Below are 25,963 nucleotides of genomic sequence, written 5' to 3' on the forward strand. Positions count from 1 at the left end.
CGCCCTCCACTCGCGAATCGACGGAAGGCCTGCGAAGCCCAGTGGCTCAGTACATCTACACGATGGTGCGTGCGCGCAAGGCGCACGGCGACAAGGTGATCCTGGACGACGTCACCCTGTCGTTCCTGCCCGGTGCCAAGATCGGCGTGCTCGGGCCGAACGGTGCCGGCAAGTCGACCGTGCTCCAGATCATGGCCGGCCTGCAGCAGCCCTCCAACGGCGACGTCATGCTGGCGCCGGGGGCCACGGTCGGCATCCTGCTGCAGGAGCCGCCGCTGAACGAGGAGCTCGACGTGCGCGGCAACGTCGAGGAGGCGGTCAAGCCCCTCCGCGACGCGCTGACCCGCTTCGAGGAGGTCAGCGCGGCGATGGGAGAGCCCGACGCCGACTTCGACGCGCTCCTCGGCGAGCAGGGCGAGCTCATGGAGTTCATCGAGAACCACGACGGGTGGGAGCTCGACGCCCGCATCGAGCAGGCCATGGACGCGCTGCGCTGCCCGCCCGGCGACGCCGACGTCACCGTCCTCTCCGGTGGTGAGCGGCGCCGTGTCGCGCTGTGCAAGCTGCTGCTCGAGGCGCCGGACCTGCTGCTGCTCGACGAGCCCACCAACCACCTGGACGCCGAGAGCGTCGCGTGGCTGGAGCAGCACCTGGAGAAGTACGCCGGCACCGTCGTCGCGGTCACCCACGACCGGTACTTCCTCGACAACGTGGCGCAGTGGATCCTCGAGCTCGACCGCGGCCGCGCCTTCCCCTACGAGGGCAACTACTCCACCTACCTGGAGACCAAGGCCGCCCGCCTCAAGGTCGAGGGCGCCAAGGACGCCAAGCGGCAGAAGCGCCTGGCCGAGGAACTGGAGTGGGTCCGGTCCGGCGCCAAGGCCCGGCAGGCCAAGAGCAAGGCCCGCCTCCAGCGTTACGAGGAGATGGCGGCCGAGGCCGACAAGTACCGCAAGCTGGACTTCGAGGAGATCCAGATCCCGCCGGGTCCGCGCCTGGGCAACGTCGTGGTCGAGACGAAGAAGCTGACCAAGGGCTTCGGCGACCGCGTGCTCATCGACGACCTGTCGTTCACGCTGCCGCGCAACGGCATCGTCGGCGTCGTCGGCCCGAACGGCGTCGGCAAGACCACGCTGTTCAAGATGTTGGTCGGCGAGGAGAAGCCGGACGACGGCGAGATCAAGGTCGGCGACACCGTCAAGCTGTCCTACGTCGAGCAGAACCGCAGCGGTATCGACCCGAAGAAGACCCTGTGGGAGGTCGTCTCCGACGGCCTGGACCACATCCAGGTCGGCAACGTGGAGATGCCCTCGCGGGCCTACGTCGCCGCCTTCGGGTTCAAGGGTCCGGATCAGCAGAAGCCGGCGGGCGTGCTGTCCGGTGGTGAGCGCAACCGTCTCAACCTCGCCCTCACCCTGAAGCAGGGCGGCAACCTCCTGCTGCTCGACGAGCCGACGAACGACCTCGACACTGAGACGTTGACCAGCCTCGAGGGCGCGCTGCTGGAGTTCCCCGGCTGCGCCGTCGTGGTCAGCCACGACCGCTGGTTCCTCGACCGGGTGGCGACGCACATCCTGGCCTACGAGGGCGAGTCCACGTGGTTCTGGTTCGAGGGCAACTTCGCCGACTACGAGAAGAACAAGGTCGAGCGGCTGGGCCCCGAGGCGGCCCGCCCGCACCGCGCCACCTACCGCAAGCTGAGCCGCGACTGAAAAAGAACACGCGACGCCGACGGCCGGCCGGAGCACCCGCTCCGGCCGGCCGTCGCCGTCGGTGGCCCCGTCCGGCTGCGGCGACCGCGTGCGGGTGGCCGCGGGCGGTACGGCAGGGTGGAGCCCGTGAGGCACACCGTGCGCGTCCCGATGCGCTGGTCGGACATGGACGCCTACCAGCACATCAACAACGTCGCCTTCCTCGGCTACTTCGAGATGGCCCGGGTCAACCTGTTCTTCGAGCACCCGACCCACGACTCGGAGACCGGGATGCGGCGCGGACTGGTCGTCGCCGGGCACGACATCCAGTACAAGCGTTCGGTGGTCTACGGCGCCGAACCGCTGGAGGTGCAGGTCTGGGTCTCCGGCGTCCGTGCGGCGGCGTTCTCCTGCCACTACGAGCTCTTCGACCACGGGCAGCTCGCCGCCACCGGCAGCACCCTGCTGGTCCCCTTCGACTTCGCCCTCAACCGGCCGCGCCGCCTCACGTCGGGGGAGAAGGCGTTCCTCGCCCGCTGGACCGACGAGCCACCGGCGGCCTGAGCGGCCCCGGCGCGACCCGGCGTCAGCGGGTCGGCGCCGCCTGCACCAGATCGGGGCCCGCGTGCACCCAGCCGCGCGGGGCAGCCGTGCGCACCACCCGCTTGCCCAGCGGGAAGAGCCCGACCGCGGCCAGCTTGAAGGACGCGATCCCGAACGGGATGCCGATGACGGTCAGGCAGAACCCGATCCCGCTCACGACGTGGATCAGTGCCAGCCACCAGCCGGCCACGACGAACCAGACCACGTTGCCCAGCGCCGACGCCGCCCCGGCCTCCGGCGCCGGCACCGTCGTCCGGCCGAAGGGCCAGACCACGAAGCCCGCCAGCCGGAACGCGGCGATGCCGAACGGGATGGTGACGACCAGCAGACAGGCCACCACGCCGGCCAGCGCGTAGGCCAGCGCCAGGACCCAGCCCTGGAGGACCAGCCAGACGAGGTTCAGCAGGGTCCGCATCGTGTCCACGTCTGTTCCACGGTTCGCGCGGCCGGGTGGTTCCACCGGCGGCTCGGCAGGGTGGGAGACGCGCGGCACGCGAGCGCCAGGCGGGCACCGGATCCCGGCGTGCTCGTGCTCTGCCCACGAGGGTGGGCGGATCAGGAGTTCCCGCGGACCGACCCCGGCCGCGGCCGGCCGACGGCGGTCAGCCGCCGACGACGCGGGGCACCGGGCGGTCGGGCCCGGTGGGCGCGCCGCGCCGGACCGGCTCCTCCTCCGGCACCGTCCGCACCGGAGCGCCCTCGGCGATCGCGGCGCCGGCGAACACCGCGGCGTTGATCCCGCCGCGGTGAACCATCGCCTTGACCAGGCGTGCGCCGGTCAGCCGCTCCAGGTGCGTGCACGGCGGGCAGCGCTTCATCCCGAACAGCAGCGCGTCGCCGACGGCGAACCAGCGGCCCACCAGCGAGGGCAGGTCGATCCCGGCCGTGACCAGGTTGCGGCGGGTGTCACCCGGCGTCAGCTCCGTCCCCACCTCGGCGGCGACGGCGGCCACGTCGGCGGCGTCGATGAGCGTGAGCTGCTTCTCCAGGTCCGGGTACTGCGCCCACGTGCCCCCGCCGAGGGCGTAGCGGTCACCCTCCAGGCCGCGGCCGGCCAGCAGCCGGGCTGACCGCACCCGCCGCATCGGCGCCGCCGCCGCCTCGGTCAGCCAGATGCCGGTCACGACGCCCGGACCGTCCCCGGCGCCCCCCGGCCCGCTCACGCGGGCCCCACCGAACCGGCCGCCCGGCGCAGTGGGCGCGCCGGGGTGTCGTCGGCGCCCCGGGCGTCGAGGGCCTCGCTGAGCGTGTGCGCCAGCTGCAGCACCGAGATGACCAGCGGCACGAGCAGGCCCAGCCGCACCCGTTCGGCACCGCGGGCGGTCTGCGCCTCCCGGATCCGCGCCGCGCGCTCGGCCAGCAGCGGGATGAAGCGCAGGGTCATCGCGACCACCAGGCCCACCCGCGCGGGACGCACACCCACCAGCCGCAGCGGCTGGACCAGCCACTCCACGACCGCCACCAGCGCCGTCACCCGCGTGGTCGCGGTGACCACCGCGGCGGCCAGCACCAGGGTGAGCAGGCGCAGGACCGCCACCGCGCCGGGCAGCGGTCCGGTCACGAGCAGGTGGACGACGAACAGTGCGGCCAGCCAGATCCACACCGGCCGCACCTGCGCCCACAGCGCCCGGCCCGGCAGCCGCGCCACCGCCAGCCCGACCGCCAGCACGGCCGCCAGCGCTCCGGCCACCACCTCGACCCGCGACACCAGGAACAGCCCGACGCCGAGCGCCGCCAGCACGGCCAGCTTCAGGCCCGCCGGCGCGCGGTGCACCGGACTGGCGCCCGGGAGGTACAGCGACAGCATCAGCTTATCCTCGCCACGTACCAGGGCACCGTCTCGGCGGGGGAGCCGTCGGCGGCGACGCGGCCGTCCTCGAACACCAGCACCCGGTCGAAACCGGCCAGCAGGTCCAGGTGGTGGGTCACCACGACGACGTCCTGCTCGAGCTCGTCGATCACGCGGGCCACCCGCCGGGTGTTGGCGAGGTCCAGCAGCGTGGTCGGCTCGTCGAACACGATCCGTTCCGGGCGCATGACCAGCACGCCGGCGATCGCGAGCAGCTGCTTCTGCCCGCCGGAGAGCAGGTGCGCCGGGTGGTCCCGGTGCCCGTCCAGGCCGTACCTGACCAGGACGTCGTCCACCCGCCGGTCGATCTCCGCGGGCGCCACGCCCTGGTTGGTCGGCCCGAAGGCGAGGTCCTCGGCGACGGTCGGGTGCACGATCTGGGCGTCGGGGTCCTGGAAGACGAAGCCGACCCGACGGCGGACCTCCCGCGCCCGGCTCCGGGTGTCCAGCCCGTCGACGAGCACCGTCCCCGAGCTGGGCAGGACGAGCCCGTTGAGCAGGCGGGCGAACGTGCTCTTGCCCGAGCCGTTGCCGCCGATGACCCCCACCCGCGGCTCGGTCAGGGTGAGGGAGATCGACGACAGCACGGTGCGGTCGCCGTAGGCGTGGGTCACGTCCCGGAGCTCGACCGCCGTCCGCGGGAGGGTCTCCGCGGGCGCCGTGGCCGCAGCGCGCCGTCCCCACCGCATGCCAGGGCTCAGCCGGCGGTGGCGCGCCGGGTGGGCAGCTCGATCACCGGGTACGCGCGGTGGACGGCGACCGCGACCACCGAGGCGGCCACCGCCTTGACGACGTCACCGGGGATGAACGCCAGCGAGCCGGTGAACGACGTCCACAGCGGGACGTCGGCGTAGAGGCTGGTGAACGGGATCCCGATCGCGTAGATCACGACCACACCGCCGACCAGGTTGGCCACCAGTGCCCAGGCCAGGTTGAACCGGCGCCAGGACAGCTGCGTCAGCCAGCCGATCACGAACGCGGCGACCGGCCAGCTGTAGAGGAAGCCGGCCGTCGGGCCGACGAAGACGCCCAGCCCGCCGCGGCCCCCCGACAGCACCGGCGCCCCGACGGCGACCACGGCCAGGAACACCAGCAGCGCCAGCGCTCCGCGACGGGCGCCGAGCACCGAGCCGGCCAGCATCACGCCGAGGGTCTGCGCCGTGATCGGCACCGGGATCCCGGGCACCGGAACCGGCGGCAGCAGCCCGAGCACGGCCACGATCGCCGCGAAGAGCGCGACGTACGCGAGGTCCCTGGTCTTCACGGCGCTCTCCTCCTGACGGCGGGGCGGTGCGCGCCCGCTCGGGTCCCAGCGGAACGTACCCGAGGGCAGGCCGGCGGCCTCCGCGCGGTTTCCTCTCCGCCCGGGGGCCGCCACCCTGACCGTCGTACCGGCCGTCACGGCACCGTCGGGCGGCCCCGGATCCGGTCGCGGTCGGTGTCGGCGCGCTCACCTGCAGATACGTGGGCCGGTTTGCCGGGCCCGTTGGGCGCGTGTTGTCTGGGTGTCCTGAGCCTCTCGTCGAAAGCGGATCTTGGCATGGCAACCGGGTGGTGGGCGTCGCTGTGGTTGCGGGGCCGCCCCGCACCGCGCGAGCTCCCCGCGGAACAGCCGCAGGGCGCCGCACGGGTGCCTCCCCGGCCCGCGCGGGACCCGCCGTCCGACGTGCCTCCCGCTGCCGGCGATGCGGCTCGGCACCGCGCTCCATCCGGTGCGACGCCCGACGGCGGGGGAGCGACACCACCCCGCCACACCGCGCGCCGACAGACCCCCGGTACCTCGGGTCGGCCCGGTGCACCCCCCGACCCGGTTCCCAGCACCGCGCTGCGGACCCCCAACGACACGACAGGAGCCCCATCCATGGCATCCCTCGACAACGTCATCGCCGACCTCCTCGCGATCGAGGGCGCCAGCGGCGCCGCGATCGTCGACATCGACAGCGGGATGGCCCTCGCGGCCGGCGGCACGCCCGGCTTCGACCTCAACGTCGCGGCCGCAGGGAACTCGAACGTGGTGCGCGCGAAGCTGCGCACCATCCAGGACCTCGAACTGAAGGACGAGATCGAGGACGTCCTGATCACGCTGCAGAGCCAGTACCACCTGATCAACGTGCTCAAGGGGCAGGCCAACACCGGCCTGTTCATCTACCTCGTGCTCAACCGCGTGACCGCGAACCTCGCCCTCGCCCGGCACAAGCTCCGGGCCGTCGCGGGCACCGTGAGCGTCTGACGCCGCCGCCGCGGCGCCGCCTGGCCCAGGGCCGGGCGGCGCCGGCGGTCGCCGGCACCGGCCGGGCATAGCCGGCGGTGGCCGGCACGCGGGCGGTGGCCGGTCCGCACGACCCGAGGCGGGCCTCAGGCAGCGGTGGCGGCCTCGACGATCCGCTCCCGCACGGCGTCGACGGCCAGCTCGCCGGTGTCGATCCAGCGGGCGACGCGGCCACCGGCCACGATGCCGACGCGGTCGCAGAAGTCGGCCAGCTCGTCGGGGTCCACCGACACCACGACGACCGAGGTCCCGTGCGCGGTCGCCTCGTCGAGCAGCTGGCGCACCTGCTGGCGGGCCCGGACGTCCAGGCCCCGGGCGGGCTCGTGCAGCACGACGACGTCCCGTGCCGAGGCCATCCACCGGGCCAGTGCGAGCTTGTGCTGGTCGCCGCCGGACAGGGCGCCGAAGACGGTGCGGATGCTCATCGTCTTGACGTCGAGCTTGTGCACGGTGTTGATCACGCTGCGCAGCGTGGCGATCTCCTTGCGCAGGTCGGTGAGCGTGCCCCATGCCTCCTGGGTGAGGGTGCGGGCGATCGTCTCGCCGGGGTCGACCCCGTAGGCGTCGTCGTCGGGCCGGTAGGCGGGCAGCCGGAGGGCGGCGTCGGCCGCCGAGGGGTCCAGCGAGCGCGGCTCGCCGTGCAGCACCGCCTCGTCGCTGAGCGCCGGCAGCTCTCCGCTCAGGGCCCCGGCGATCTCGCGGACGCCGGAGGTGCGGTGCCCCGTCAGCCCGACCACCTCACCCCGGCGCAGCACGAGGTCGACGCCCTCGACCCGGCCGGGGACGCGCAGGTTGCGGACCTGCAGGGCGACCTCGTCGGAGGGAGCCGGCCGGGCTGGTGCGGGGACCGGGGCCTGGTCCGGCCGGGACGGCTGGGGGGCGGCCGGTTCCCGGCGCACCGGCAGCGTCACGGGGATGCCCACCGTCTCCGCGGCCAGCCGGACCGAGTCCAGGGCCGAGCTCGGGGCGTCGAGGGCGATCCGGCCCTCCCGCAGCACCAGCACCCGGTCGACCACCTCGAGCATCTCGGGCAGCCGGTGGCTGATGTAGAGCACGCCGCGCCCCTGCCGGCTGAGCTCCCCCGCGACGGCGTGCAGCCGGGCGACCTCCGAGGGCAGCAGGACCGCCGACACCTCGTCGAGCACGACCAGCCGGGTGTCCTCGGCCAGTACCCGCGCGGTCTCCACCAGGGGGTGCACGAAGTGCGGCAGCTCCCCGACGAGGGTGTCCGGGTCGACGTCGAGGTCGACCTCGCCGAGCAGCGCCCGCGCCTGCTCGCGCAGCTCGGTCTGCGGGCGTCCGGCCTGCGGCGTCCCGCGGAACACGGCCTGGGCGACGGTGAGCTCGGCGTCGATCCGGACCAGCTGCTCGACCACCCCGACGCCGAGGTGGCGGGCGTCCTCCGCCGACAGCGGGGCGTAGGCGTGGCCCAGCAGCGTCATCGTCCCGGCGTCGGGCGCGGTGATCCCGGACACGATGTCGCCGAGGGTCGACTTGCCCGCTCCGTTGGTGCCGACGAGCCCGACGATCTCGCCCTCGCGGAGGGCGAAGGACACGTCCCGCAGGACCCGCCGCCCCCCGAAGGACTTGGTGAGGCCCTCGACCTCCAGCAGCGACATGGGCGGGCGGCCTCCCCTGCATGGTCCCCCGACCACGGGGTCGGTCGATCGTCGCGTCAGCGTTCTCCGCGACGCTTCGTCACGGGTCCGATGCTACCTGCGCACGGCATCGGCGCCCGGTGAGGCGATGGAAACGGCCCCGTCGCGAGCTCGGGGGGCAGGGGGTCCCGCCTCGGCTCCTGGCCTCCTGCAGGGTCCCGCCGCGAGCGCGCGAGCGGTGGGGGGCAGGGGGTCCTTGTTCAGGCCCGCAACCACACCGACGTGTCCGGCGGGACGACGCCGCCGGACACGTCGGCGCTGGCCAGCAGCACCTCGCCCTCGGGCAGCGGGACGCCGTCCGCCGAGGGGTTGAGCAGGCACACCAGGCCACCCGGACGACGGAACGCCAGGCACCCCGCCGGCGCGGGCAGCCACTCCAGGGACTCCCCGGCGAACGCCGGTGAGGTCCGCCGCAGGGCCAGCGCCGACCGGTACAGCGAGAGCACCGACCCGGGGTCGGCCGCCTGCGCCTGCGCGGTCAGCGGACCCCAGCCCTCCGGCATGGGCAGCCAGGTCTCCCGGCGCGCCGAGAACCCGTACGAGGGCTCGTCGCCGGACCACGGGACCGGGATGCGGCAGGCGTCGCGCCCCCGCTCGGCGTGGCCGGAGCGCTCCCAGATCGGGTCCTGCAGTGCCTCGTCGGGCAGGTCGACGTCGGGCATGCCGAGCTCGTCGCCGTTGTAGACGTACGCGGCCCCGGGCAGGGCCAGCTGCAGCAACGCCGCCGCCCGCGCGCGCCGGGTGCCCACCTCGCCGCCGCCGTAGCGGGTGACGTGCCGTGGGCGGTCGTGGTTGGACAACACCCAGCAGGCCGGCGCCGGCGTCCCGGCCACGGTGGCCAGCGAGTGGTCGACGGCGTCGCGCAGGTCGTCGACGTCCCAGTCGGCCGTCAGCAGCTTGAAGTTGAACGCCAGCTGCAGCTCGTCGGGGCGCAGGTACCTGGCGAGTCGGTCGTCGTCGGACACCCACACCTCGCCGACGGCCATCGCGCCGGGGTACTCGTCGAGCACCGCCCGGATGTGCCGGTGCACCGCGTGCACGCCGTCGTCGTCGAAGCGGTGGTCACCGGGGCCGTGGTCGTCGAGCAGGCCGGTGTCCTCCATCGGCTGCATGTCGGGCAGGCCGGCGGGCTTGGCCATGCCGTGCGCGACGTCGATCCGGAAGCCGTCGACGCCGCGGTCCAGCCAGAAGCGCATCGTCGTCTCGAGGTCGGCGAGCACCTCGGGGTTCGTGAAGTCCAGGTCCGGCTGCTCGGGGGCGAACAGGTGCAGGTACCACTGGCCGTCGGCCACCCGGGTCCACGACGGCCCGCCGAAGACCGAGGGCCAGTTGTTCGGCGGCTCGGCACCGTCCGGGCTGCGGCCGTCGCGGAACAGGTACCGCGCCCGCTCCGGGGAGCCCGGGGCCGCGGCCAGCGCCGCCCGGAACCACTCGTGCTGGTGGGAGCTGTGGTTGGGCACCAGGTCGACGGTCACCCGGATGCCGGCGGCGTGCGCCTCGGCCAGCAGGGCGTCGAACTCGGCGAGGTCCCCGAAGGTCGGCTCCACGTCGCGGGGGTCGGCCACGTCGTACCCGTGGTCGGCCATCGGCGAGGGGTAGAACGGCGTGATCCACAGGGCGTCGACGCCGAGCTCCACCAGGTGCGGCAAGTGCGCCCGGATGCCGGCGAGGTCGCCGACGCCGTCGCCGTTCCCGTCGGCGAAGCTGCGGATGTAGACCTGGTAGAAGACCGCGTCCCGCCACCAGTCGGGGCCGGTCGAGCGGGCAGCGGGCAGGGATCGGTCCGGGTCCACCGGGCTCCTCGGGGTCGTGCGGGTGTCCGGCCCCGTCCAGAGGCTCGCCGCGAGCGTGCGAGCGGTGCGGAGGACGGGGTCCTTGTTCAGCGGTTCTGCATGCTGTGGGCGGCCATCTCCAGGTAACCCCACAGCGTCGCGTCGTGCTCGGCGGAGAGCTCCAGGGAGTCCACGGCGTCGCGCATGTGGGCCAGCCAGGCGTCGCGCTCGGCGGGGCCGATCGCGAACGGCGCGTGCCGCATGCGCAGCCGGGGGTGGCCGCGCTGCTCGGAGTAGGTCGTCGGACCGCCCCAGTACTGCTCCAGGAACCCGCGCAGCCGGGTCTCCGCGCCCTCCCAGTCGTCCTGCGGGTAGAGCGGGGCCAGCACCGGGTCGGTGCGCACCCCGGCGTAGAAGCGGGCCACCAGCCGCCGGAAGGTCGGCTCGCCACCGACCTCGTCGTAGAACGTCCGGGCCGAGGGCAGGGACCGGCTGGGCTGGCTCATGACACCGATCGTCCCGCAGGCCCGGCGCCCGCTGCCACGTGACCCTGCGTACGTCGGTAGGCCAGCAGCGGCGGGACGACGGCGACCACGCCCACCGCGCCGAGCAGCGCCCACACCCCGGCGGCCGGCAGCCCCTCGGCCGCCAGCCCCGCGACGAGCACCCCGAGCCCCTGGACGCCGTACAGCCCGCTGGCCGCCACCCCGAAGGCGCGGCCGCGGTAGGCGGCCGGCACGGCCTGGACGAAGGCGACGTTGAGCGGGATGACCCACGCCGCGCCGAGTCCCGCCACGAACGTGAGCGCGACGACCACCGCGTAGACCCCGCGGCCCGGACCGGCCCACGCGGCGACGAGCCCGGCGGCCACGACGGGCACCAGGGACAGCAGCACCAGGGCCGGCACCAGCCGCTCGCGACGGTCCTGGGTGATCGTGCGGGCCACCAGCAGCCCGCCGATGGTGACGCCCAGCGGGTTGGCCGCCAGCAGCAGGCCGACCTGGGTGGCGCCCTCGCCCAGTCCGTCGACGAAGGGCGCCACGATGCCCTCGGGGGCGTTGGCGAACAGGGTGCCGACCCAGGTGAGCGCGATGATCGCCCGCAGCCGAGGGGCGCGGGCGATCAGCCGCAGCCCCTCGCCGGTACCCCGCCACACCGATCGCGTGGCGCCGTCCTGACCGTCGTCGGGAGCCGGGCGCGGCTGCAGCCGGGCGCGCAGCCAGCAGGCCGACGCGACGAAGGTGGCGGCGTCGAGCAGCAGCACCGCCGAGGGGCTCAGCAGTGCCACCAGGATCCCGCCGAGCAGGAACCCGGTCATCTGGGCCACCTGCGAGCCGATGTTGGTCAGCGACGTGGCCACCGCGTACCGGTCGCCGTCGAGCACGTCGGCCATGAGCGCCGAGCGGGCCGACTCGAACGGTGGTGCGCACAGCGCGACGAGGAGCAGCAGGGCCAGCAGCACACCGAGCGGGGTGCCGGGGATCGCCATCCCCGCGACCAGCAGCGCCCGGACGACGTCGGTGGCGATGAGCACCCGGTGGCGGGGCAGCCGGTCGGCCAGGGTCGACAGCAGCGGCCCACCGACCAGCCACGGCAGGTAGCTGATGGCGAAGGTGATCGCCGAGAGCAGGGGGGAGGAGGTGCGCTGGTAGACCAGGACGGTCAGCGCGACGCGGGCGAGCTCGTCGCCGATGGTCGACAGCAGGTAGCTGCCGGCGAGCGGCCGGAACTCCCGCACGGCGAAGACCTCACGGAAGGTCGCCGGGCGGTTCCGCGCGTCGCCGGCCGGGCGCGGGCCCGCCGGCGCACCCCCGCTCAGCGGACCCCTGACCCGGTGCCGGACGCCGCGCTGAGCAGCGGCAGCGGGGTGCGGATGCCCTCTGCCACGAACCGCTCCTTCAGCCGCATGCGCAGTTCGCGGCCGACCCGCCACTGGTCGGCGTTGGTGCTGCGGACCTGCAGTCGCATGAAGACGCCCTCCGAGGTGATCTGCTCGACGCCGAGGGACTCCGGCGCCGCCAGCAGCGCGGGCACCCACTCCTCCTCGGCGTACATCTCGTCGGCCACCTCCTGCATGATCGTCCGACACCGCTCCAGGTCGGTGTCGTGGGCGACCGGCATGTCGATGACCACCTGCGCGTAACCCTGGCTCTTGTTGCCCACCCGCAGGATCTCGCCGTTGCGGGCGTACCAGACCACGCCGTTCACGTCGCGCAGCCGGGTGATGCGCAGGCCGACCGCCTCGACGGTGCCGCTGGCCTCACCCAGGTCGACGACGTCGCCGACCCCGTACTGGTCCTCCAGGATGATGCCGATCCCGGCGATGAAGTCCTTCACCAGGTTCTGCGCTCCGAAGCCCAGGGCGACGCCCACCACGCCGGCGCTGGCCAGGATCGGCGCCAGGTTGATGCCGAGCTCGCCGAGCACGAGCACCACGGCGATGCCGAGCACTCCGATCGAGGCGAAGGAGCGCAGCGCCGAGCCGATGGCCTCGGCCCGCTGCGTGCGGCGGGCGGCGAGCTGGTCGAGGGCGTCGCCCTGTGCGGTGGCGCGAGCGCGCCGTCCCCGCAGGATCGAGGGGACGGCGCCGGTGGCGGTGCGCTCGGTCAGCCGGCGGATGGCGCGGTGGGCCAGGTACCGGACCAGCGTGGCGAGCACGACGATCAGCAGGATCTTCGCCGGCTTGGCGATCAGGGCCTGCGCGTTCTCGGCCAGCCAGTCCATCCCGAACCAGTCGTAGACCTGCTGGCAGAGCCAGTAGTCGGCGCAGTCGGGGACGGACCCGGCCAGGCCGTCGTCGGCAGCAGCGAGTACGGACGGTGAAGCAGTCATCACGGAAATACTCTCAGGTTCGGCGCCCGGAAGGGGATCTCTTCCCGGCCCGTCACGGCGCCGGTCACGCCGGTGCGAGGCCTCGGGGCCACGGTCCGATACCGGACCGGGCACGAACGGGTAAAGGGTCCGGTCGGCGTGTTGACGTGTCTCGGACGACGACCTAGCGTCCGCCGCCGACCATCCGTCGGGGACGCGGTCGACACACGCCCCGACATGCAACAGCTCCTGGAGGACCAGTGCGTCGTACCGTGATCAGCCTCACCCTCGCCGGCGCCATGGCGCTGGCCGCGTGTGGAGGCGGGGACGAGGAGTCCGGCAGCGGGGGCGGCGGTGGCGAGGGCGGCGGCCTGACCTCCATCCGCGTGGGCGCGATCCCGATCGTCGACGTCGCCCCGCTCTACCTCGGCATCCAGCAGGGCATCTTCGAGGACGCCGGCCTGGAGGTGGAGCCCTTCCTCGCCCAGGGCGGCGCGGCGATCGTGCCGGCGGTCGTGAACGGTGAGGCGCAGTTCGGCTTCTCCAACATCACCAGCCTGCTGCAGGCCACGGGGCGCGGTGTCCCGCTGGCGCTGGTCGCCGCGGGCCCGGGTGCCACCGGCAACCTCGAGGACGACTTCGCCGCCGTCGTCGTCCCGGCCGACAGCCCCGTCCAGAGCGCCGCCGACCTGCCCGGCCTGCGGGTGGCGATCAACTCGATCAACAACATCAGCGACACCGTCGTCCGCGAGAGCGTCCGGCAGGCCGGCGGCGACCCGACCACCATCGAGTTCGTCGAGATCCCCTTCCCCGACATGGTGGCCGCGGTCAGCACCGGGCAGGTCGACGCCGCGTTCGCCGTCGAGCCGACGGCGACCGCCGGCGAGGCCGCGGGCCTGCGCCGGGTCTCGTTCCCCTACGTCGAGACCGACGACGACCTGACGGTGGCCGGGTACTTCACCTCCGACCAGTACGCGGCGGAGAACCCCGACGTCGTCGAGTCCTTCACCGAGGCGATGGTCGAGGCCCAGGAGTACGCCCAGGCCAACCCCGACCAGGTCCGCGCCGTGCTCGGCGAGTACACCCAGATCTCGCCGGAGATCGCCCAGGAGCTGACGCTGCCCACCTTCCAGAGCGAGATCAACCGCGAGTCGGTCGAGCTGCTGCTCCAGCTGGGTGAGCAGGACGGGATCATCGAGGGCGAGGTCGAGCTGGACCAGCTCTACTTCGAGAACTGAGAAAGGACCCCCTGCCCCCCGCCGCTCGCGAGCTCGCGGCGGGGCCCTGCAGGGGGGCCAGGAGCCGAGGGGTGACCCCCTGCCCGCCGCCGCTCGCGAGCTCGCGGCGGGTCCCTGCAGGGGGCCAGGAGCCGAGGGGTGACCCCCTGCCCCCCGCCACTCGCGAGTTGGCGGCGGGTCCCTGCAGGGGGCCAGGAGCCGAGGGGTGACCCCCTGCCCGCCGCCACTTGCGAGCTGGCGGCGGGGCCCTGCAGGGGGCCAGGAGCCGAGGGGTGACCCCCTGCCCGCCGCCGCTCGCGAGCTGGCGGCGGGACCCTGCAGGGGGCCGACGCCGGGCCCCGTGCCCCTCCTCGGCGGAGGGGCACGGGGCCCGGTGCGTTCAGGCGGTCAGGCCGGTGTGGGCGGCGAGGAACGCCAGCTGGTCGGCGGCCAGCCCGACGGTGCGGCTGACCGCGCGGGCGCCGTGGCCCACCTCGGTCTCCCGGCGCAGCAGGACCGGCGCCGGCGCGGTGGTCGCGTGCTGCAGCGCCGCGGCGAGCTTGCGGGCGTGCAGCGGGTCGACCCGGGTGTCGGACTCGAACGTCGTGAACAGCACCGCCGGGTAGGCGGTGCCCTCGGTCACCCGGTGGTAGGGCGAGTACCCCAACAGCCAGCCGAGCTCGGTCGGGTCCTCGGCGGTGCCGTACTCGTCGTTCCAGGTGCGGCCCAGGCCGAAGCGCTCGTACCGGACCATGTCCAGCAGCGGCGCGCTGCAGACGACGGCGGCGACCAGGTCGGGCCGCTGGGTGAGGGTGGCGCCGACCAGCAGGCCGCCGTTGGACCCGCCCATCACCGCCAGCTGCCCGGGTGTCGTCCAGCCCTGCGCGACGAGGTGCTCACCGGCGGCGGCGAAGTCGTCGAACACGTTCTGCTTCCGCTCCCGCATGCCGGCCCGGTGCCACTCCTCGCCGTGCTCGGAGCCGCCGCGCAGGTTCGCCACGGCCCACACGCCCCCGGCGGCCACCCACGCCAGCGCCTGCGCGGTGTAGGCGGGGGTGAGGGAGACGTTGAAGCCGCCGTAGCCGTACAGCACGGCCGGACGCGGCGTGTCGGGGGTGCCGTTCCCGGAGAGCACGAACAGGTGCACCGACGTCCCGTCGGCCGAGGTCGCGTGCGTCTCCACGACCCGCACCGGTGGCACCTCACCGGCCACCGGCGCCTGCTCCCAGCCGGTCAGGGCCGACGGCTCGGCGGTGTCCCAGCGCAGCACCGACGGCGGGGTGGCGTAGTCGGTGAAGCCCACCCACGCGGTGCTGCCGCCCTCCGGCGGCGCGCTCACCCCCGAGACGCTGCCCGGGCGCAGGTCGGACACCTCGGCCACCCGGCCGGAGCCGTCCCCGGCCCACACCGACAGCCGGTCTGTGGCGTCGACCGAGTGCACGGCGAGCACCTGCAGGCCGCCGTCCGGGCCGTCGACGAGGGCGACGTCGGTGAGGACGCCGTCCTCCTGCTGCGGGACGACGTCGTGCCAGGCCTCCGGGGCCCAGGACGACGGGTCGGCCGGGTCGGCGACCGCCAGCCGCCAGCGCGGGGTGCTGCGGTCCGACATCAGCCACAGCCGGCCGTCGCGGGCCACCCAGGCGGCGGTCTGGGCGTCGACGCCGACCTGGAGCTCGCGCAGGGTGGGCGGGTTCCCGGAGGCCTCGAGGTCGGCCAGCCACACGTCGTCCCGGGGCGCGGTGCCCACCGAGGCCGAGACGACCAGCCACCGGCCGTCCCGGCTGGTGTGCGCCCCGAAGTAGGTGGAGGGGTCGCTGCCCTCACCGTGCACCAGGACGTCGCCGTCCGGGTCGGCGCCCACCCGGTGGCGCCACACCCGCCGGTGGAACTGCTCCTCGCCGGCCGGCACGAGCTCGGGCGCCAGCCGGCGGACGTAGAACAGCTCCTCGCCGCCGGGCAGCCAGGCGACGGGGGAGTAGCGGCAGCGGTCGACCGGGCCGTCGAGCTGCTCGCCGGTGGCGACGTCCAGCACGTACAGCCGGGACTCCTCGTCGCCGCCGGTGGACAGCTGGTAGGCCAGCCGATCGCCCTCCCAGGACGGGGCCCAGGCGTCGAGGGTGGTGGTGCCGGAGGGGTCGACGGCCATGGGGTCCAGCAGCACCCGCTCGGTCCCGTCCGGCTCGCGGACCCGGAGGACGGCGTGCTCCTGGCCGGGGTCGCGGCGGGTGGAGAAGGCGCGGCCGGCCCGCCACACGGGGACGCCGACGGCGCCGGCGTGCACGAGCTGCTCCAGGCGGGCGGCGAACCGGTCGCGCAGCGGCAGCGCGGACAGGACCTCGGCGGTCAGGGCGTCCTGGGCCTGGGTCCACTCGACCGTCCGCGGGTCGGCCGCGTCCTCCAGCCAGCGGTACGGATCGGCCACGGGGTGACCGTGCAGGTGCTCGACGAGGTCGAGCCGGGGGGCATCGGGATAGCGCACCCGCGCCACGGTAACGACGCCGCCGTCGGTTCCCGAGAGCGCGCAGGCCCCCCTGCAGGCCAGAATGGGGGCGCCCACGGGTCGCACTGCACCCGGCGCGCGGCCCCGGGCGCTCGGAGGTGCCCCGTGCCGCGTCCTCACCACGGGTCGTCCGCAGGCCATCCAGGTCCGCGGCGCGACCCCCACTCCCCGCCGTCGCCGGCCCCCCCGCGGGTCACCAGCGCCGCCACCCTCCTGCTCAACGCCACGTACGAGCCGCTGTGCGTCGTCTCCAGCCGCCGCGCCATCGTGCTGGTGCTGGCGGAGAAGGCGGTGTCGGTGGACTGCGCGCAGGAGGAGGTGCACTCGGAGTCGGTGACCCTGCCGGTGCCCGTCGTGGTGCGGCTGACCCGCTACGTGCGGGTGCCCTACCCGGCGCAGGTGCCGCTGTCCCGGCGGGCGGTGTTCACCCGCGACGGGTCCATCTGCGTCTACTGCGGGAGCTCGGCGACGAGCATCGACCACGTCGTCCCCCGCAGCCGCGGGGGGACCCACACCTGGGACAACGTCGTCGCCGCGTGCCGTCGCTGCAACCACACCAAGGCCGACCGGTCGCTGGCCGAGCTGGGGTGGAAGCTGCCGAACCCGCCGCGCACGCCCAGCGGGGCGGCCTGGCGGCTGCTCGGTGCCCGCGCCGTCGACCCCCGCTGGCGGGAGTGGCTCGGCGTGCCCGAGAGCGTCAGTGCATGAGAGGCCCCCTGCCCCCCGCCTCTCGTCGCAGGACCCCGTCTTCCCCACCCCTCGCGAGTTCGGGGCGGTGCCCGGGACGGGGCCGGGCGGGGTCGTGAGGAGGCCCGCATGACCTCACCTGCGACCGCGCGGCGGCTGTGGGCGCTGGGGGAGCCGTACCACGCGCTCACCTACTTCGCCGACGAGTGCCGGTCGGCCGCCGAGGCGGCCGGCCTGCACGGCTTCTGGTCGACCTACTTCGCGATGCGCGCCGCCCCGCTCGGCCCGGTCGGCCCCGAGGTGGTGACGGCGACCTTCTACAACTTCGCGCCGTCGTTCGTGGCCCGTCGGGTGCCCGCCGTCTGGGCGGCGGTGTCGCCGGCGACCGCGCTGGCAGCCCGGCTGGCCGGGGTGGACGCCGCGGTGCGACGGGTGCTCGGCACCGGCTGGCCGGGCTCCGCGGAGGCGGCGGAGCTGGCCGGCCTGCTCGCCGTCGCGGCGGCGGGGGTCGACCTGCCCGGCCGCCCGCTCGCCGCGGCCAACGCCGGGCTGCCGGTGCCCGAGGAGCCGCACCTGGCGGTGTGGCAGGCGCTCACCACGCTGCGGGAGCACCGCGGGGACGGGCACAACGGTGCGCTGCTGCAACGGGGCATCTCCGGCGTGGGCGCCAACGTCCTGGCCGCCGCCGCGGGCCGCACGGAGAAGGAGTGGCTCATGCGCGCCCGCGGCTGGGACGGCGACGCATGGGGCGCCGCCGTCGAGGACCTCTCCCGCCGCGGCTGGCTGGCCGGGGCGGAGCTCACCGCCGAGGGCGCCGCGATCGTCGCCGCGGTGGAGGCCGACACCGACCGGCTGGCCCTGGGCCCCTGGCAGGAACTGGGCGACGCCCGCTGCGACCGGCTGGCGGGGTTGCTGGGACCCGTGCGCCGCGCCGTCCTGGCCGCGGGGCTGTGGCCCGAGCGCAACCCGATCGGCGTCCCCGACCCCGACTGAAGAAGGACCCCCGTGCCCCCCTCCGCTCGCAGGCTCGCGGCGGGTCCCTGCACGGGGGCCGTCAGGTGACGCGGGCGCGCTCGGTGGGGTAGCCCTCGTGGACGCCGGTGGCCAGGACCTTGCGGAACCGGTCCATCGCGTCCCACACGTCGACGAAACGGGTGTAGAGCGGGGCAGGGCCCAGCCGCACCCGGTCCGGCGTCCGGAAGTCGGGCACCACGCCGCGGTCGACGAGGGCCTGCGTCAGCTGCCAGGCCCGCGGGTGGGCGAGCGTGACGTGCGAGCCGCGCCGGGCGGGGTCGCGCGGCGAGGCCAGCGCCACCCCGTGCGGTACCAGCCAGGCGTCCGCCAGCGCCACCATCAGCTCGCCCAGCGCCCGCCCCTTGGCCGCCAGCCGCTCCACCCCGGCCTCGGCGACCAGCCGCGCGCCCACCTCGACAGCGGCCATGGCCAGCACCGGCGGCGTCCCGACGCCGAACCGCTCGATGCCCGGCACGGGGTCGTAGGCCGGGCCCATCGCGAACTGGTCCCGCTGGCCGAACCACCCCCAGATCGGCTGGTGCAGCTGCTCCTGCAGCTGTGCGCGCACGTACAGGAACGCCGGGGCTCCCGGCCCGCCGTTGAGGTACTTGTAGGTGCAGCCGACGGCGAGGTCGGCCCCGTTCCCGGCGAGGTCCACCGGCACCGCCCCGGCCGCGTGGGAGAGGTCCCAGAGCACCAGCGCTCCGACGTCGCGGGCGGCGGCCGTGACGGCGGCTACGTCGGCCAGCGCCCCGGAGCGGTAGGCGACCGCGGAGAGGACGACGACGGCCACCCGCTCGTCGAGCGCCGCGGCCAGCACCGCCGGGTCCAGCCCCTCGTCGACGTCGGCGGGTACCTCGCGCACCGTCATCCCGCGGGCGGCCGCGACCCCGGCGACGATGTAGCGGTCGGTGGGGAAGTCGTCGGCGCAGCAGACCAGCACGTCGCGGCCCGGGCGCGCGTCGGCCGCCGCGACCAGCAGCTTGTAGAGGTCCACCGACGTCGAGTCGCCGACCAGCACCTCACCGGGGCGCGCTCCCAGCACCCCCTCGGCGAGCAGGTCGCCGATCCGGGTCGCGGTGCCGATCCAGGACGACCACGAGCCGACCAGCCCGCGGGCCCACTCGTCCTCCACGACCCGCGCCAGGGCGGCCGGCGTCTCCCGGGGCATCCGCCCGAGCGAGTTGCCGTCGAGGTAGAGGACGTCGTCGTCGGTGCCGGCGAACCGGGCGCGGAAGGCGGCCAGCGGGTCGGCGGCGTCGCGGTGCTCGGCGGCGGCGCGGGAGAGGTCCACGCCGTCCTGTCTACCGGGCCGGCGTCTCCACCGGTCCGATCGTCGCTAGCGTCGGCACCGTGACGCCGGGAACGCAGCTGCACGACCTGACCGCGCTCGAGCAGGCCGCCGCCGTCCGGGCCCGGGAGGCGAGCCCCACTGAGCTGGTCGAGCACGCGCTCCGCCGCATCGAGGCGCTCGACCCGGGCCTGGGGGCGTTCCTCACCGTGACCCCCGAGCGCGCGCTCACGGCGGCCCGCCGGGCCGAGCAGCGGCTCCGCCACGGCGGGGACCTGCCACCGCTGCTCGGCGTCCCGACGGCGATCAAGGACCTCAACAACACCGCCGGCGTCCGGACGACGTTCGGGTCCGCGCTGTTCGCCGACAACGTGGCGACCGTCGACGACCACGTGGTCACCGCCCTGGCCGCCGCCGGGACCATCAGCGTCGGCAAGACCAACACGCCGGAGTTCGGCTTCCCCTGCTACACCGACAACGTCCTCGTCGGCCCGGCGCGCTGTCCCTGGGACCGCACGCGGCTGGCGGGGGGTTCCAGCGGCGGCGCGGCGGTGGCGGTGGCCGCCGGGATGCTCCCGTTCGCGCAGGGCAGTGACGGCGGCGGGTCCATCCGCATCCCGGCCGGCATCAACGGGCTGTTCGGCATCAAGCCCAGCCGGGGTCGGGTCAGCAACGCCCCGCTCGGCGGCGACGTCACCGGGTTCGGCACCAACGGGCCGATCGCGCGCAGCGTGCGCGACGCCGCGGCGATGCTCGACGCGATGGCCGGCCCGGTGCCCGGCGACGCCACCTGGGCGCCGCCGCCCCCGCCCGGGGAGACCTTCCTCGGCTACGCCGACCGGCCGGTGGGGCGCCTGCGTATCGGCCGGCACCTGGAGTCGCCGATGCCTGGCGTCTCCCTCGAGCCGGAGGTGCGGGCGGCGTTCGACGACGCCTCGCGGCTGCTGGAGGACCTCGGCCACGACGTCGAGGACGTCCCCGGCGGCCTGCTCGGCCCGGAGGTGCTGGCCGCCTTCGAACGCGCGTGGACGCTCTCGGCGACCCTGCTGCCGGTGCCGGCCGAGCGGGTGGGGGAGCTGCGCCCGCTCACCCGGGAGCTGCGCGCCCGCGGGCTGGCGCTGTCCGCGCAGTCGGCGATGGAGGCGCTGACCGCGCTGCGGTTGTTCTCCCGGCGCTTCATCCAGGCCACCCGCTCCTTCGACGTCCTGCTGGCGCCGGTCGCCACGATGACGCCCCGGCCGCTGGGCTGGTTCGACGCCGACGGTGACGGCACCGCGGACTTCGAGCGGCAGAAGCGCTACGCGGCGTTCACCGCGGTGTTCAACGTTACGGGGCAGCCCGCGGCGAGCGTTCCGCTGCACTGGACCGCCGAGGGTCTGCCGGTCGGCACCATGCTCGTCGGCCGGCCCGCCGACGAGGCGACGCTCATCGCCCTGTCGGCGCAGCTGGAGGTGGCGCGGCCCTGGGCGGGACGCCACCCGGCGGGGTGGGACTGACCACGAGCGGCCGGGACGCTGACGGTAGGTTGGGGCCCGTGACCGTCGTCGAGACCCTCCTCGTCTACGTGGGTGCCCCACTGGCCGTGATCGCCCTCCTGGCGCTGCTGACCCTGCTCCCGGGAGCGCGCAACCGCAGGGCCCGCTACAAGTCGGGGCAGCCCTGGGAGCACGAGCCGATCTGGTGGGAGCCGCACACCGCCTCCGGCGGGCACGGGTCCGGGCACGACGGCTCGCACGCCCTGACCGCCGGGACGCCGGCCTCGGCCCGCCCCTACGGCGGCGCCCGCGGGACGTGGTGACGGCCATGACCCCCCGCACCCGCACCGAGAACGCCCCCGGAGGCCTGCGATGACCCGCGCGCTGGAAGTCACGTCGCACGACACGGCGACGTCCGCCGGCACCGCGTCCACCCGCGTCGACGAGGGTCAGGCGCTGGACTCGGTCTTCAGCTACCGGGAGCTGCTGCGCCTGGACGAGGCGCTGACCATGTCCTCCCGGGAGACCGGGCTGCGGTTCACCCTCTACATCGGTGACCTCGGCGCGCAGACGCGGCGCCGCGCCGAGGAGCTGTTCGAGCACTCCGGCGGCCACCTGACCGAGTCCGTGCTGCTGGCGGTCTCGCCCGGGCAGCGCGTCGTCGAGGTCGTCGTCGGCGCGGCCGCGTCCCGGCGGCTGCCCGACCGCGCCTGCGCGCTGGCCGTGCTGTCGATGACCAACTCGTTCGCCTCCGGCGACCTGGTGGGCGGCATCGTCAACGGGCTGCGGCAGCTGTCGGACCAGGCCGGGCACCCCCGGAACCTGCGCATCCACTGAACCCAGCACCCCCTCCCGCAGGGGGCGCACGCGCGAGGCCCAGGACCCGCCGGGTCCTGGGCCTCGCGCGGTCGTAGGGCTCAGTCCTTCGCGGCGGCGTCCCGCTCGCGGGCCCGCAGGGCCCGGGCGATGCCGTCCCGGCCCTCGGCGACCAGGCGCCGCAGCGGGGCGGGGTGGTCGTCCCCGGCCAGCCAGGCGTCCGCGGCCTGCACCGTGCGCAGCTCGACCACCGGTGGGAACAGGTACTGCACCGCGTTCTTGGCGATCTCGCCGGGACGGCGGTCCCACAGCGGGCGGATGTCGGTGAAGTAGCGGTCCACGTACCCGGCGGTCAGCTGCCGCTGGGCCGGGTGCCAGAAGCCCTGCAGCATCGCCTCGTGCACGGCGTTGGGGATCGAGTCGTCGGTGAAGGCCCGCTGCCACGTCTCCGCCTTCGACTGCGCCGTCGGCCGCAGCGCCCGCGCCGTCGCGGCCCGCCGCGCGCCGGTGGCGGTCGCGTCGCGGGCCTCCTCGGCCTCGATCTCCGCGTCACCGGCCCCGCCGATGGCGACGAGCCCGTGCAGGAACGCCCAGCGGGCGTCGGCGTCCACCGGCAGGCCCTCGACCACGTGCGAGCCGTCGAGCAGGCGGCGCAGGAAGGTGGCGTGCGCCTCGGTGCGGGCCGCCCCGGCGAGGGTCCGCGACCACTGCAGCTGGGTGTCACTGCCGGGCTGGGCCGACTCGAGCGCCGCCAGTGCCTTGTCGGCCAGGGCCTGCCAGCCCGTCTCGGCCCAGCGCGGATCGGTGTAGCTCGCCAGCGCGGTGTGCACGCGGGTCAGCAGGGACTGCACGACGCTGATCTCGGTCTCGGCGTCCACGCCGGCCAGCACCAGGGCCACCCAGTCGCGGGCCGGCAACTCGGCGTCCCGGGTCATGTCCCAGGCCGCCGACCAGCACAGCGCGCGGGCCAGGGGGTCGGGGATGGTGCCGATGGCCGACCGGAGCGTGGCCAGCGACCGCTCGTCGAGCCGGAGCTTGGCGTAGGTCAGGTCGTCGTCGTTGACCAGCACGAGGTCCGCCGCCGGGTGCCCCACCAGCTCGGGCACCTCGGTGCGCTCGCCGTCGACGTCCAGCTCCACCCGCGTGGTGCGGGTCAGCCCGTCGGGACCGGCGTCGTAGAGACCCACGGCCAGACGGTGGCGGCGCAGCACCGGGTGCTCGGGCACCGCGCTCTGCTCGATCGCGAAGCCGGCGTACCGGCCATCGTCGGTGAGCTCGTGGACCGGCCGCAGGGTGTTGACCTGGCTGGTCTGCAGCCACTGCTCGGCCCACGCCGAGAGGTCCCGGCCGGTGGCCTCCGACAGCGGGTCGAGCAGGTCGGCGAGGGTGGTGTTGCCGTACTCGTGGGTGCGGAAGTAGCGCTGCACGCCGCGGAGGAACTCCTCGCGGCCGACGTAGGCCACCAGCTGCTTGAGCACCGAGGCGCCCTTGGCGTAGGTGATGCCGTCGAAGTTCACCTCGACCGCGGCGACGTCGACCATGTCGGCGGCGATCGGGTGGGTGGAGGGCAGCTGGTCCTGCGCGTAGGCCCACGCCTTCTCGGTGTTGGCGAACGTCGTCCAGGCGGTCGTGTACTCGGTCGCCTCGGCCTGGCACAGCGTGGAGATGTAGGTGGCGAAGGACTCGTTGAGCCACAGGTCGTCCCACCAGCGCATGGTGACCAGGTCGCCGAACCACATGTGGGCCAGCTCGTGCAGCACCGTCTCCGCGCGCCGCTCGTAGCGGGCCCGGGTGGCCTTGGACCGGAAGACGTAGTCCTCGAGGATGGTGACGGCGCCGGCGTTCTCCATCGCCCCGGCGTTGAACTCCGGCACGAACAGCTGGTCGTACTTGTCGAACGGGTACGGGTAGTCGAAGACCCGGTGGTAGAAGTCGAAGCCCTGCTTGGTGACCCGGAACAGCTCCTCCGGGTCGAGGTGCTGTGCCAGCGAGGCCCGGCAGTACAGCCCCATGGGGATGCCGTCGTGGGAGTCGGTGACCTTCGCGTACGGCCCGGCGATGAGCGCCAGCAGGTAGGTGGACAGCCGCTTCGTCGGCGCGAAGTGCACCAGCTGCGAGCCGGCCGGCCCGGCCTCGATCGTGCGCTCACCGGTGTTGGAGACGACCTGCCAGTCGAACGGCGCGGTGACGTGCACCGTGTAGGTGCCCTTGAGGTCGGGCTGGTCGAAGCAGGCGAACACGCGCTTGGCCTCGGCCGGCTCGAAGTGCGTGTAGAGGTAGACCTGCCCGTCCTCGGGATCGACGAAGCGGTGCAGGCCCTCCCCGGAGTTGGAGTACCGGCAGTCGGCCTCGATGACGAGCGTGTTCTCCGCGGCCAGCCCGGGCAGCGGCAGGCCGCCCTCCTCGGTGTAGGTGGCGACGTCGAGCTCGGCGCCGTTGAGGGTCGCCGAGCGCACCCGCTCGGCGACCAGGTCGATGAAGGTGGCGGCACCGGGCTCGCGGCAGGTGAACCGCACGGTCGTCGTCAACCCGAACGTGTGCTCACCGGGGCGCCCGGCGCCGTCGGTCAGGTCGAACTGGACGTCGTAGCTGTCCACCGCCAGCAGCTGGGCGCGGCGGGCGGCGTCATCGCGGGTCAGGTTGGGTACGGCCACGCACGGCAGCTTCCCACGGAGGGCCGACGGCGCCTCTCGGACGACGGGGCGCCGCCGCCCCATCGAGGGGGAACAACCACCGCACCGTCGGACTTGACGACGGCAGGACGGCCACCCGGCGCACACGAGCGCCAGCGAGGAGGACACATGACCGAGGCAGTGCAGAGCGCCCCCGTGACAGCGCGCGTGGACTTCTGGTTCGACCCGCTGTGCCCGTGGGCCTGGCTGACCAGCCGCTGGGTCCTGGAGGCGGCGAAGGTCCGCGACATCGACCTGCACTGGCACGTCATGTCCCTGGCCGTGCTCAACCGCGGCCGCGACCTGCCGGCGGAGTACCAGGAGATGATGACCAAGGCGATCGGCCCGGTGCGGGTCGCGATCGCCGCCGCCCAGCAGCACGGCGACGAGGTCCTCGGCGACCTATACACGGCGATGGGGACGCTGCGCCACCACGAGGGCGTGGAGCTCGACGAGCTGATCGCCCCGGCGCTGGAGCGGGTCGGCCTGCCCGCGTCCCTGGCCGAGGCCGCCACCTCCACCGAGTACGACGAGGCCCTCGAGAAGAGCCACCACGAGGGCATGGACCCGGTCGGGGACGACGTCGGCACGCCGGTCATGCACATCGACGGCGTCGCCTTCTTCGGCCCGGTCATCAGCAAGGTGCCGACCGGGGAGGACGCCGGGAAGGCGTTCGACGGCGCGGTCCTCCTGGCCAACCTGCCCGACTTCTGGGAGCTCAAGCGGACCCGCCTGTCGGGCCCCGACATGGACTCCGTCCCCGCCGACGCGCTGGCGCTCACCCGCCGCGGCTGATCCACCCCCGAGGGGCAGAAATGGCCATTTCTGCCCCTCGGGCGGGGTGCGGCATCCTCAGGGGGTGCCGCACCCCGTCCGCCAGCGCATCCTGATCACCGGCGCGAGCTCCGGCCTCGGCGAGGGCATGGCCCGCCGGTTCGCACGGATGGGCCGCGACCTGGCCCTGGCCGCCCGCCGCACCGACCGGCTCGAGGCCCTCCGCGACGAGCTGCTCGCCGCCCACCCCGGCATCCGGGTGGTCACCGCCGCGCTCGACGTCGACGACGCCGCCGCGGTCGAGAAGGTGGTCCCGGAGCTCGCCGGGAAGCTCGGCGGCATCGACCGGTTCGTCGCCAACGCCGGCATCGGCAAGGGCGCCCCGGTCGGCACCGGCTCCGCGTGGGCCAACCGGGCCACCCTGTTCACCAACGTGCTCGGCACCCACGCCCAGTGCGAGGCGGCCGTCGAGCTGTTCCGCGCCCGGGGCAGCGGCCACCTCGTGGTGGTCTCCTCGGTCGCCTCGATCCGCGGCATGCGCGGCACCCGGACGGCGTACGGCGCCAGCAAGGCCGCGCTCAACGCCCTCGCCGAGCGGATCCGGTCGGACCTGCTGGGCACCGGCATCCGGGTGACCACGGTGCTGCCCGGCTTCATCGCCACCGACATCAACGTCGGCCGTCGCGGGCCGTTCACCGTGGACCTCGGCACCGGCGTCGACGCGCTCACCGCGGCCATCGAGCGGGAGCCGGTGCGCGCCTACGTCCCCGAGTGGCCGTGGCGGCCGGTGTCCGCGCTGCTGCGGGTGCTGCCGCTGCCCGTCGTCCGCCGGCTCGCCTGAGCAAGGACCTCCTCGCCCCCCGC

General features: G+C 74.6%; 24 protein-coding genes. 11 read left to right on the forward strand and 13 right to left on the reverse strand.

What is annotated here, in order from left to right; translation table 11 throughout:
• The first annotated feature begins 41 nt into the window (after positions 1-41).
• Positions 42-1,712, forward strand: a complete 1,671-nt coding sequence (gene ettA / locus CRP39_RS01215; protein ID WP_097203664.1) for an energy-dependent translational throttle protein EttA — start codon at positions 42-44, stop codon at positions 1,710-1,712.
• 126 nt (positions 1,713-1,838) lie between these two features.
• Complete coding sequence (locus tag CRP39_RS01220) at positions 1,839-2,255, forward strand: acyl-CoA thioesterase (protein WP_097203666.1); 417 nt, start codon at positions 1,839-1,841, stop codon at positions 2,253-2,255.
• 22 nt (positions 2,256-2,277) lie between these two features.
• Here the strand turns inward: CRP39_RS01220 and CRP39_RS01225 are convergent, their stop codons facing one another.
• The 5 genes from CRP39_RS01225 to CRP39_RS01245 form a co-directional block, all read right to left on the reverse strand.
• The gene (locus CRP39_RS01225) at positions 2,278-2,709 is read right to left on the reverse strand and encodes a YccF domain-containing protein (protein WP_097205023.1); all 432 of its coding nucleotides are present in this window, start codon (positions 2,707-2,709) and stop codon (positions 2,278-2,280) included.
• A gap of 187 nt (positions 2,710-2,896) precedes the next feature.
• A complete protein-coding gene (locus CRP39_RS01230; protein ID WP_245853468.1) occupies positions 2,897-3,457 on the reverse strand; it encodes an MOSC domain-containing protein in 561 nt (186 codons plus the stop codon).
• Complete coding sequence (locus tag CRP39_RS01235) at positions 3,454-4,101, reverse strand: energy-coupling factor transporter transmembrane component T family protein (RefSeq protein WP_097203667.1); 648 nt, start codon at positions 4,099-4,101, stop codon at positions 3,454-3,456. Before CRP39_RS01235 ends, CRP39_RS01230 begins: the two co-directional genes overlap by 4 nt.
• Positions 4,101-4,832: an energy-coupling factor ABC transporter ATP-binding protein gene (locus tag CRP39_RS01240; RefSeq protein WP_097203669.1), complete on the reverse strand. Its 732-nt coding sequence runs from the start codon at positions 4,830-4,832 to the stop codon at positions 4,101-4,103. The genes CRP39_RS01235 and CRP39_RS01240 overlap by 1 nt, the downstream gene beginning before the upstream one ends.
• A gap of 8 nt (positions 4,833-4,840) precedes the next feature.
• Positions 4,841-5,407 (reverse strand): biotin transporter BioY, encoded by a 567-nt coding sequence (locus CRP39_RS01245; RefSeq protein ID WP_097203670.1) that lies wholly within the window; start codon positions 5,405-5,407, stop codon positions 4,841-4,843.
• A 597-nt stretch (positions 5,408-6,004) separates the two neighbouring features.
• Between CRP39_RS01245 and CRP39_RS01250 the strand changes: the two genes are divergently transcribed.
• On the forward strand, positions 6,005-6,373 hold the full coding sequence (locus tag CRP39_RS01250) for a hypothetical protein (protein ID WP_097203672.1): 369 nt from the start codon (positions 6,005-6,007) through the stop codon (positions 6,371-6,373).
• A 125-nt stretch (positions 6,374-6,498) separates the two neighbouring features.
• Here CRP39_RS01250 and CRP39_RS01255 read toward each other — a convergent pair whose 3' ends face one another.
• The 5 genes from CRP39_RS01255 to CRP39_RS01275 all read right to left on the reverse strand — a co-directional run bounded on the left by CRP39_RS01255 (position 6,499) and on the right by CRP39_RS01275 (position 12,674).
• On the reverse strand, positions 6,499-8,031 hold the full coding sequence (locus CRP39_RS01255) for an ATP-binding cassette domain-containing protein (protein WP_097203673.1): 1,533 nt from the start codon (positions 8,029-8,031) through the stop codon (positions 6,499-6,501).
• Positions 8,032-8,270: 239 nt separating this feature from the next.
• Positions 8,271-9,863, reverse strand: coding sequence for a glycoside hydrolase family 13 protein (locus CRP39_RS01260; protein WP_172442229.1), 1,593 nt, complete (start codon positions 9,861-9,863; stop codon positions 8,271-8,273).
• A gap of 86 nt (positions 9,864-9,949) precedes the next feature.
• A complete protein-coding gene (locus CRP39_RS01265) occupies positions 9,950-10,348 on the reverse strand; it encodes a globin (RefSeq protein WP_097203675.1) in 399 nt (132 codons plus the stop codon).
• Positions 10,345-11,580 carry an MFS transporter gene (locus CRP39_RS01270; RefSeq protein WP_245853470.1) on the reverse strand — a complete coding sequence of 412 codons (1,236 nt, stop codon included), beginning with the start codon at positions 11,578-11,580 and terminating at the stop codon, positions 10,345-10,347. Before CRP39_RS01270 ends, CRP39_RS01265 begins: the two co-directional genes overlap by 4 nt.
• A 77-nt stretch (positions 11,581-11,657) precedes the next feature.
• A complete protein-coding gene (locus tag CRP39_RS01275; RefSeq protein WP_097205029.1) occupies positions 11,658-12,674 on the reverse strand; it encodes a mechanosensitive ion channel family protein in 1,017 nt (338 codons plus the stop codon).
• A 251-nt stretch (positions 12,675-12,925) separates the two neighbouring features.
• On the opposite strand from CRP39_RS01275, the gene CRP39_RS01280 reads away from it, so the two are divergent.
• Positions 12,926-13,891, forward strand: a complete 966-nt coding sequence (locus CRP39_RS01280) for an ABC transporter substrate-binding protein (RefSeq protein ID WP_216359566.1) — start codon at positions 12,926-12,928, stop codon at positions 13,889-13,891.
• 379 nt (positions 13,892-14,270) lie between these two features.
• Here CRP39_RS01280 and CRP39_RS01285 read toward each other — a convergent pair whose 3' ends face one another.
• Positions 14,271-16,349 (reverse strand): prolyl oligopeptidase family serine peptidase, encoded by a 2,079-nt coding sequence (locus CRP39_RS01285; protein ID WP_097205033.1) that lies wholly within the window; start codon positions 16,347-16,349, stop codon positions 14,271-14,273.
• 126 nt (positions 16,350-16,475) lie between these two features.
• Here CRP39_RS01285 and CRP39_RS01290 point away from each other — a divergent pair, with 126 nt between their 5' ends.
• Positions 16,476-17,078 (forward strand): HNH endonuclease, encoded by a 603-nt coding sequence (locus CRP39_RS01290; protein WP_245853471.1) that lies wholly within the window; start codon positions 16,476-16,478, stop codon positions 17,076-17,078.
• Between the two features lie 108 nt (positions 17,079-17,186).
• On the forward strand, positions 17,187-18,050 hold the full coding sequence (locus tag CRP39_RS01295) for an SCO6745 family protein (RefSeq protein ID WP_097203676.1): 864 nt from the start codon (positions 17,187-17,189) through the stop codon (positions 18,048-18,050).
• 61 nt (positions 18,051-18,111) lie between these two features.
• Here the strand turns inward: CRP39_RS01295 and kynU are convergent, their stop codons facing one another.
• The gene (kynU, locus tag CRP39_RS01300; RefSeq protein ID WP_097203678.1) at positions 18,112-19,365 is read right to left on the reverse strand and encodes a kynureninase; all 1,254 of its coding nucleotides are present in this window, start codon (positions 19,363-19,365) and stop codon (positions 18,112-18,114) included.
• Between the two features lie 59 nt (positions 19,366-19,424).
• Here kynU and CRP39_RS01305 point away from each other — a divergent pair, with 59 nt between their 5' ends.
• From CRP39_RS01305 to CRP39_RS01315, 3 genes are read left to right on the forward strand one after another with little or no spacing between them, the layout of a single operon-like run.
• Positions 19,425-20,858, forward strand: a complete 1,434-nt coding sequence (locus tag CRP39_RS01305; RefSeq protein ID WP_097203679.1) for an amidase — start codon at positions 19,425-19,427, stop codon at positions 20,856-20,858.
• Between the two features lie 38 nt (positions 20,859-20,896).
• Positions 20,897-21,160 carry an aa3-type cytochrome oxidase subunit CtaJ gene (gene ctaJ / locus CRP39_RS01310; protein WP_097203681.1) on the forward strand — a complete coding sequence of 88 codons (264 nt, stop codon included), beginning with the start codon at positions 20,897-20,899 and terminating at the stop codon, positions 21,158-21,160.
• A gap of 49 nt (positions 21,161-21,209) precedes the next feature.
• On the forward strand, positions 21,210-21,674 hold the full coding sequence (locus tag CRP39_RS01315) for a DUF5130 family protein (protein WP_097203682.1): 465 nt from the start codon (positions 21,210-21,212) through the stop codon (positions 21,672-21,674).
• A gap of 80 nt (positions 21,675-21,754) precedes the next feature.
• On the opposite strand, the gene pepN is transcribed toward CRP39_RS01315, so the two are convergent.
• Positions 21,755-24,307: an aminopeptidase N gene (pepN, locus tag CRP39_RS01320; protein ID WP_097205035.1), complete on the reverse strand. Its 2,553-nt coding sequence runs from the start codon at positions 24,305-24,307 to the stop codon at positions 21,755-21,757.
• A 147-nt stretch (positions 24,308-24,454) separates the two neighbouring features.
• Here pepN and CRP39_RS01325 point away from each other — a divergent pair, with 147 nt between their 5' ends.
• Both CRP39_RS01325 and CRP39_RS01330 read left to right on the forward strand, forming a co-directional pair.
• Positions 24,455-25,120 carry a mycothiol-dependent nitroreductase Rv2466c family protein gene (locus tag CRP39_RS01325; protein ID WP_097203684.1) on the forward strand — a complete coding sequence of 222 codons (666 nt, stop codon included), beginning with the start codon at positions 24,455-24,457 and terminating at the stop codon, positions 25,118-25,120.
• A gap of 64 nt (positions 25,121-25,184) precedes the next feature.
• Positions 25,185-25,940 (forward strand): SDR family oxidoreductase, encoded by a 756-nt coding sequence (locus CRP39_RS01330; protein ID WP_097203686.1) that lies wholly within the window; start codon positions 25,185-25,187, stop codon positions 25,938-25,940.
• Positions 25,941-25,963: the final 23 nt, after the last annotated feature.

It is taken from the genome of Geodermatophilus sabuli (assembly GCF_900215145.1).
Classification (GTDB): Bacteria; Actinomycetota; Actinomycetes; order Mycobacteriales; family Geodermatophilaceae; genus Geodermatophilus; species Geodermatophilus sabuli.

Excerpts from the sequence above, each read along its gene's own strand:
- CRP39_RS01225 (WP_097205023.1), bottom strand. The coding sequence starts at position 2,709 with ATGCGGACCCTGCTGAACCTCGTCTGGCTGGTCCTCCAGGGCTGGGTC.
- CRP39_RS01235 (WP_097203667.1), bottom strand. The coding sequence starts at position 4,101 with ATGCTGTCGCTGTACCTCCCGGGCGCCAGTCCGGTGCACCGCGCGCCG.
- CRP39_RS01240 (WP_097203669.1), bottom strand. The coding sequence starts at position 4,832 with ATGCGGTGGGGACGGCGCGCTGCGGCCACGGCGCCCGCGGAGACCCTC.
- CRP39_RS01250 (WP_097203672.1), top strand. The coding sequence starts at position 6,005 with ATGGCATCCCTCGACAACGTCATCGCCGACCTCCTCGCGATCGAGGGC.
- CRP39_RS01255 (WP_097203673.1), bottom strand. The coding sequence starts at position 8,031 with ATGTCGCTGCTGGAGGTCGAGGGCCTCACCAAGTCCTTCGGGGGGCGG.
- CRP39_RS01265 (WP_097203675.1), bottom strand. The coding sequence starts at position 10,348 with ATGAGCCAGCCCAGCCGGTCCCTGCCCTCGGCCCGGACGTTCTACGAC.
- CRP39_RS01275 (WP_097205029.1), bottom strand. The coding sequence starts at position 12,674 with ATGACTGCTTCACCGTCCGTACTCGCTGCTGCCGACGACGGCCTGGCC.
- CRP39_RS01295 (WP_097203676.1), top strand. The coding sequence starts at position 17,187 with ATGACCTCACCTGCGACCGCGCGGCGGCTGTGGGCGCTGGGGGAGCCG.
- CRP39_RS01315 (WP_097203682.1), top strand. The coding sequence starts at position 21,210 with ATGACCCGCGCGCTGGAAGTCACGTCGCACGACACGGCGACGTCCGCC.
- CRP39_RS01325 (WP_097203684.1), top strand. The coding sequence starts at position 24,455 with ATGACCGAGGCAGTGCAGAGCGCCCCCGTGACAGCGCGCGTGGACTTC.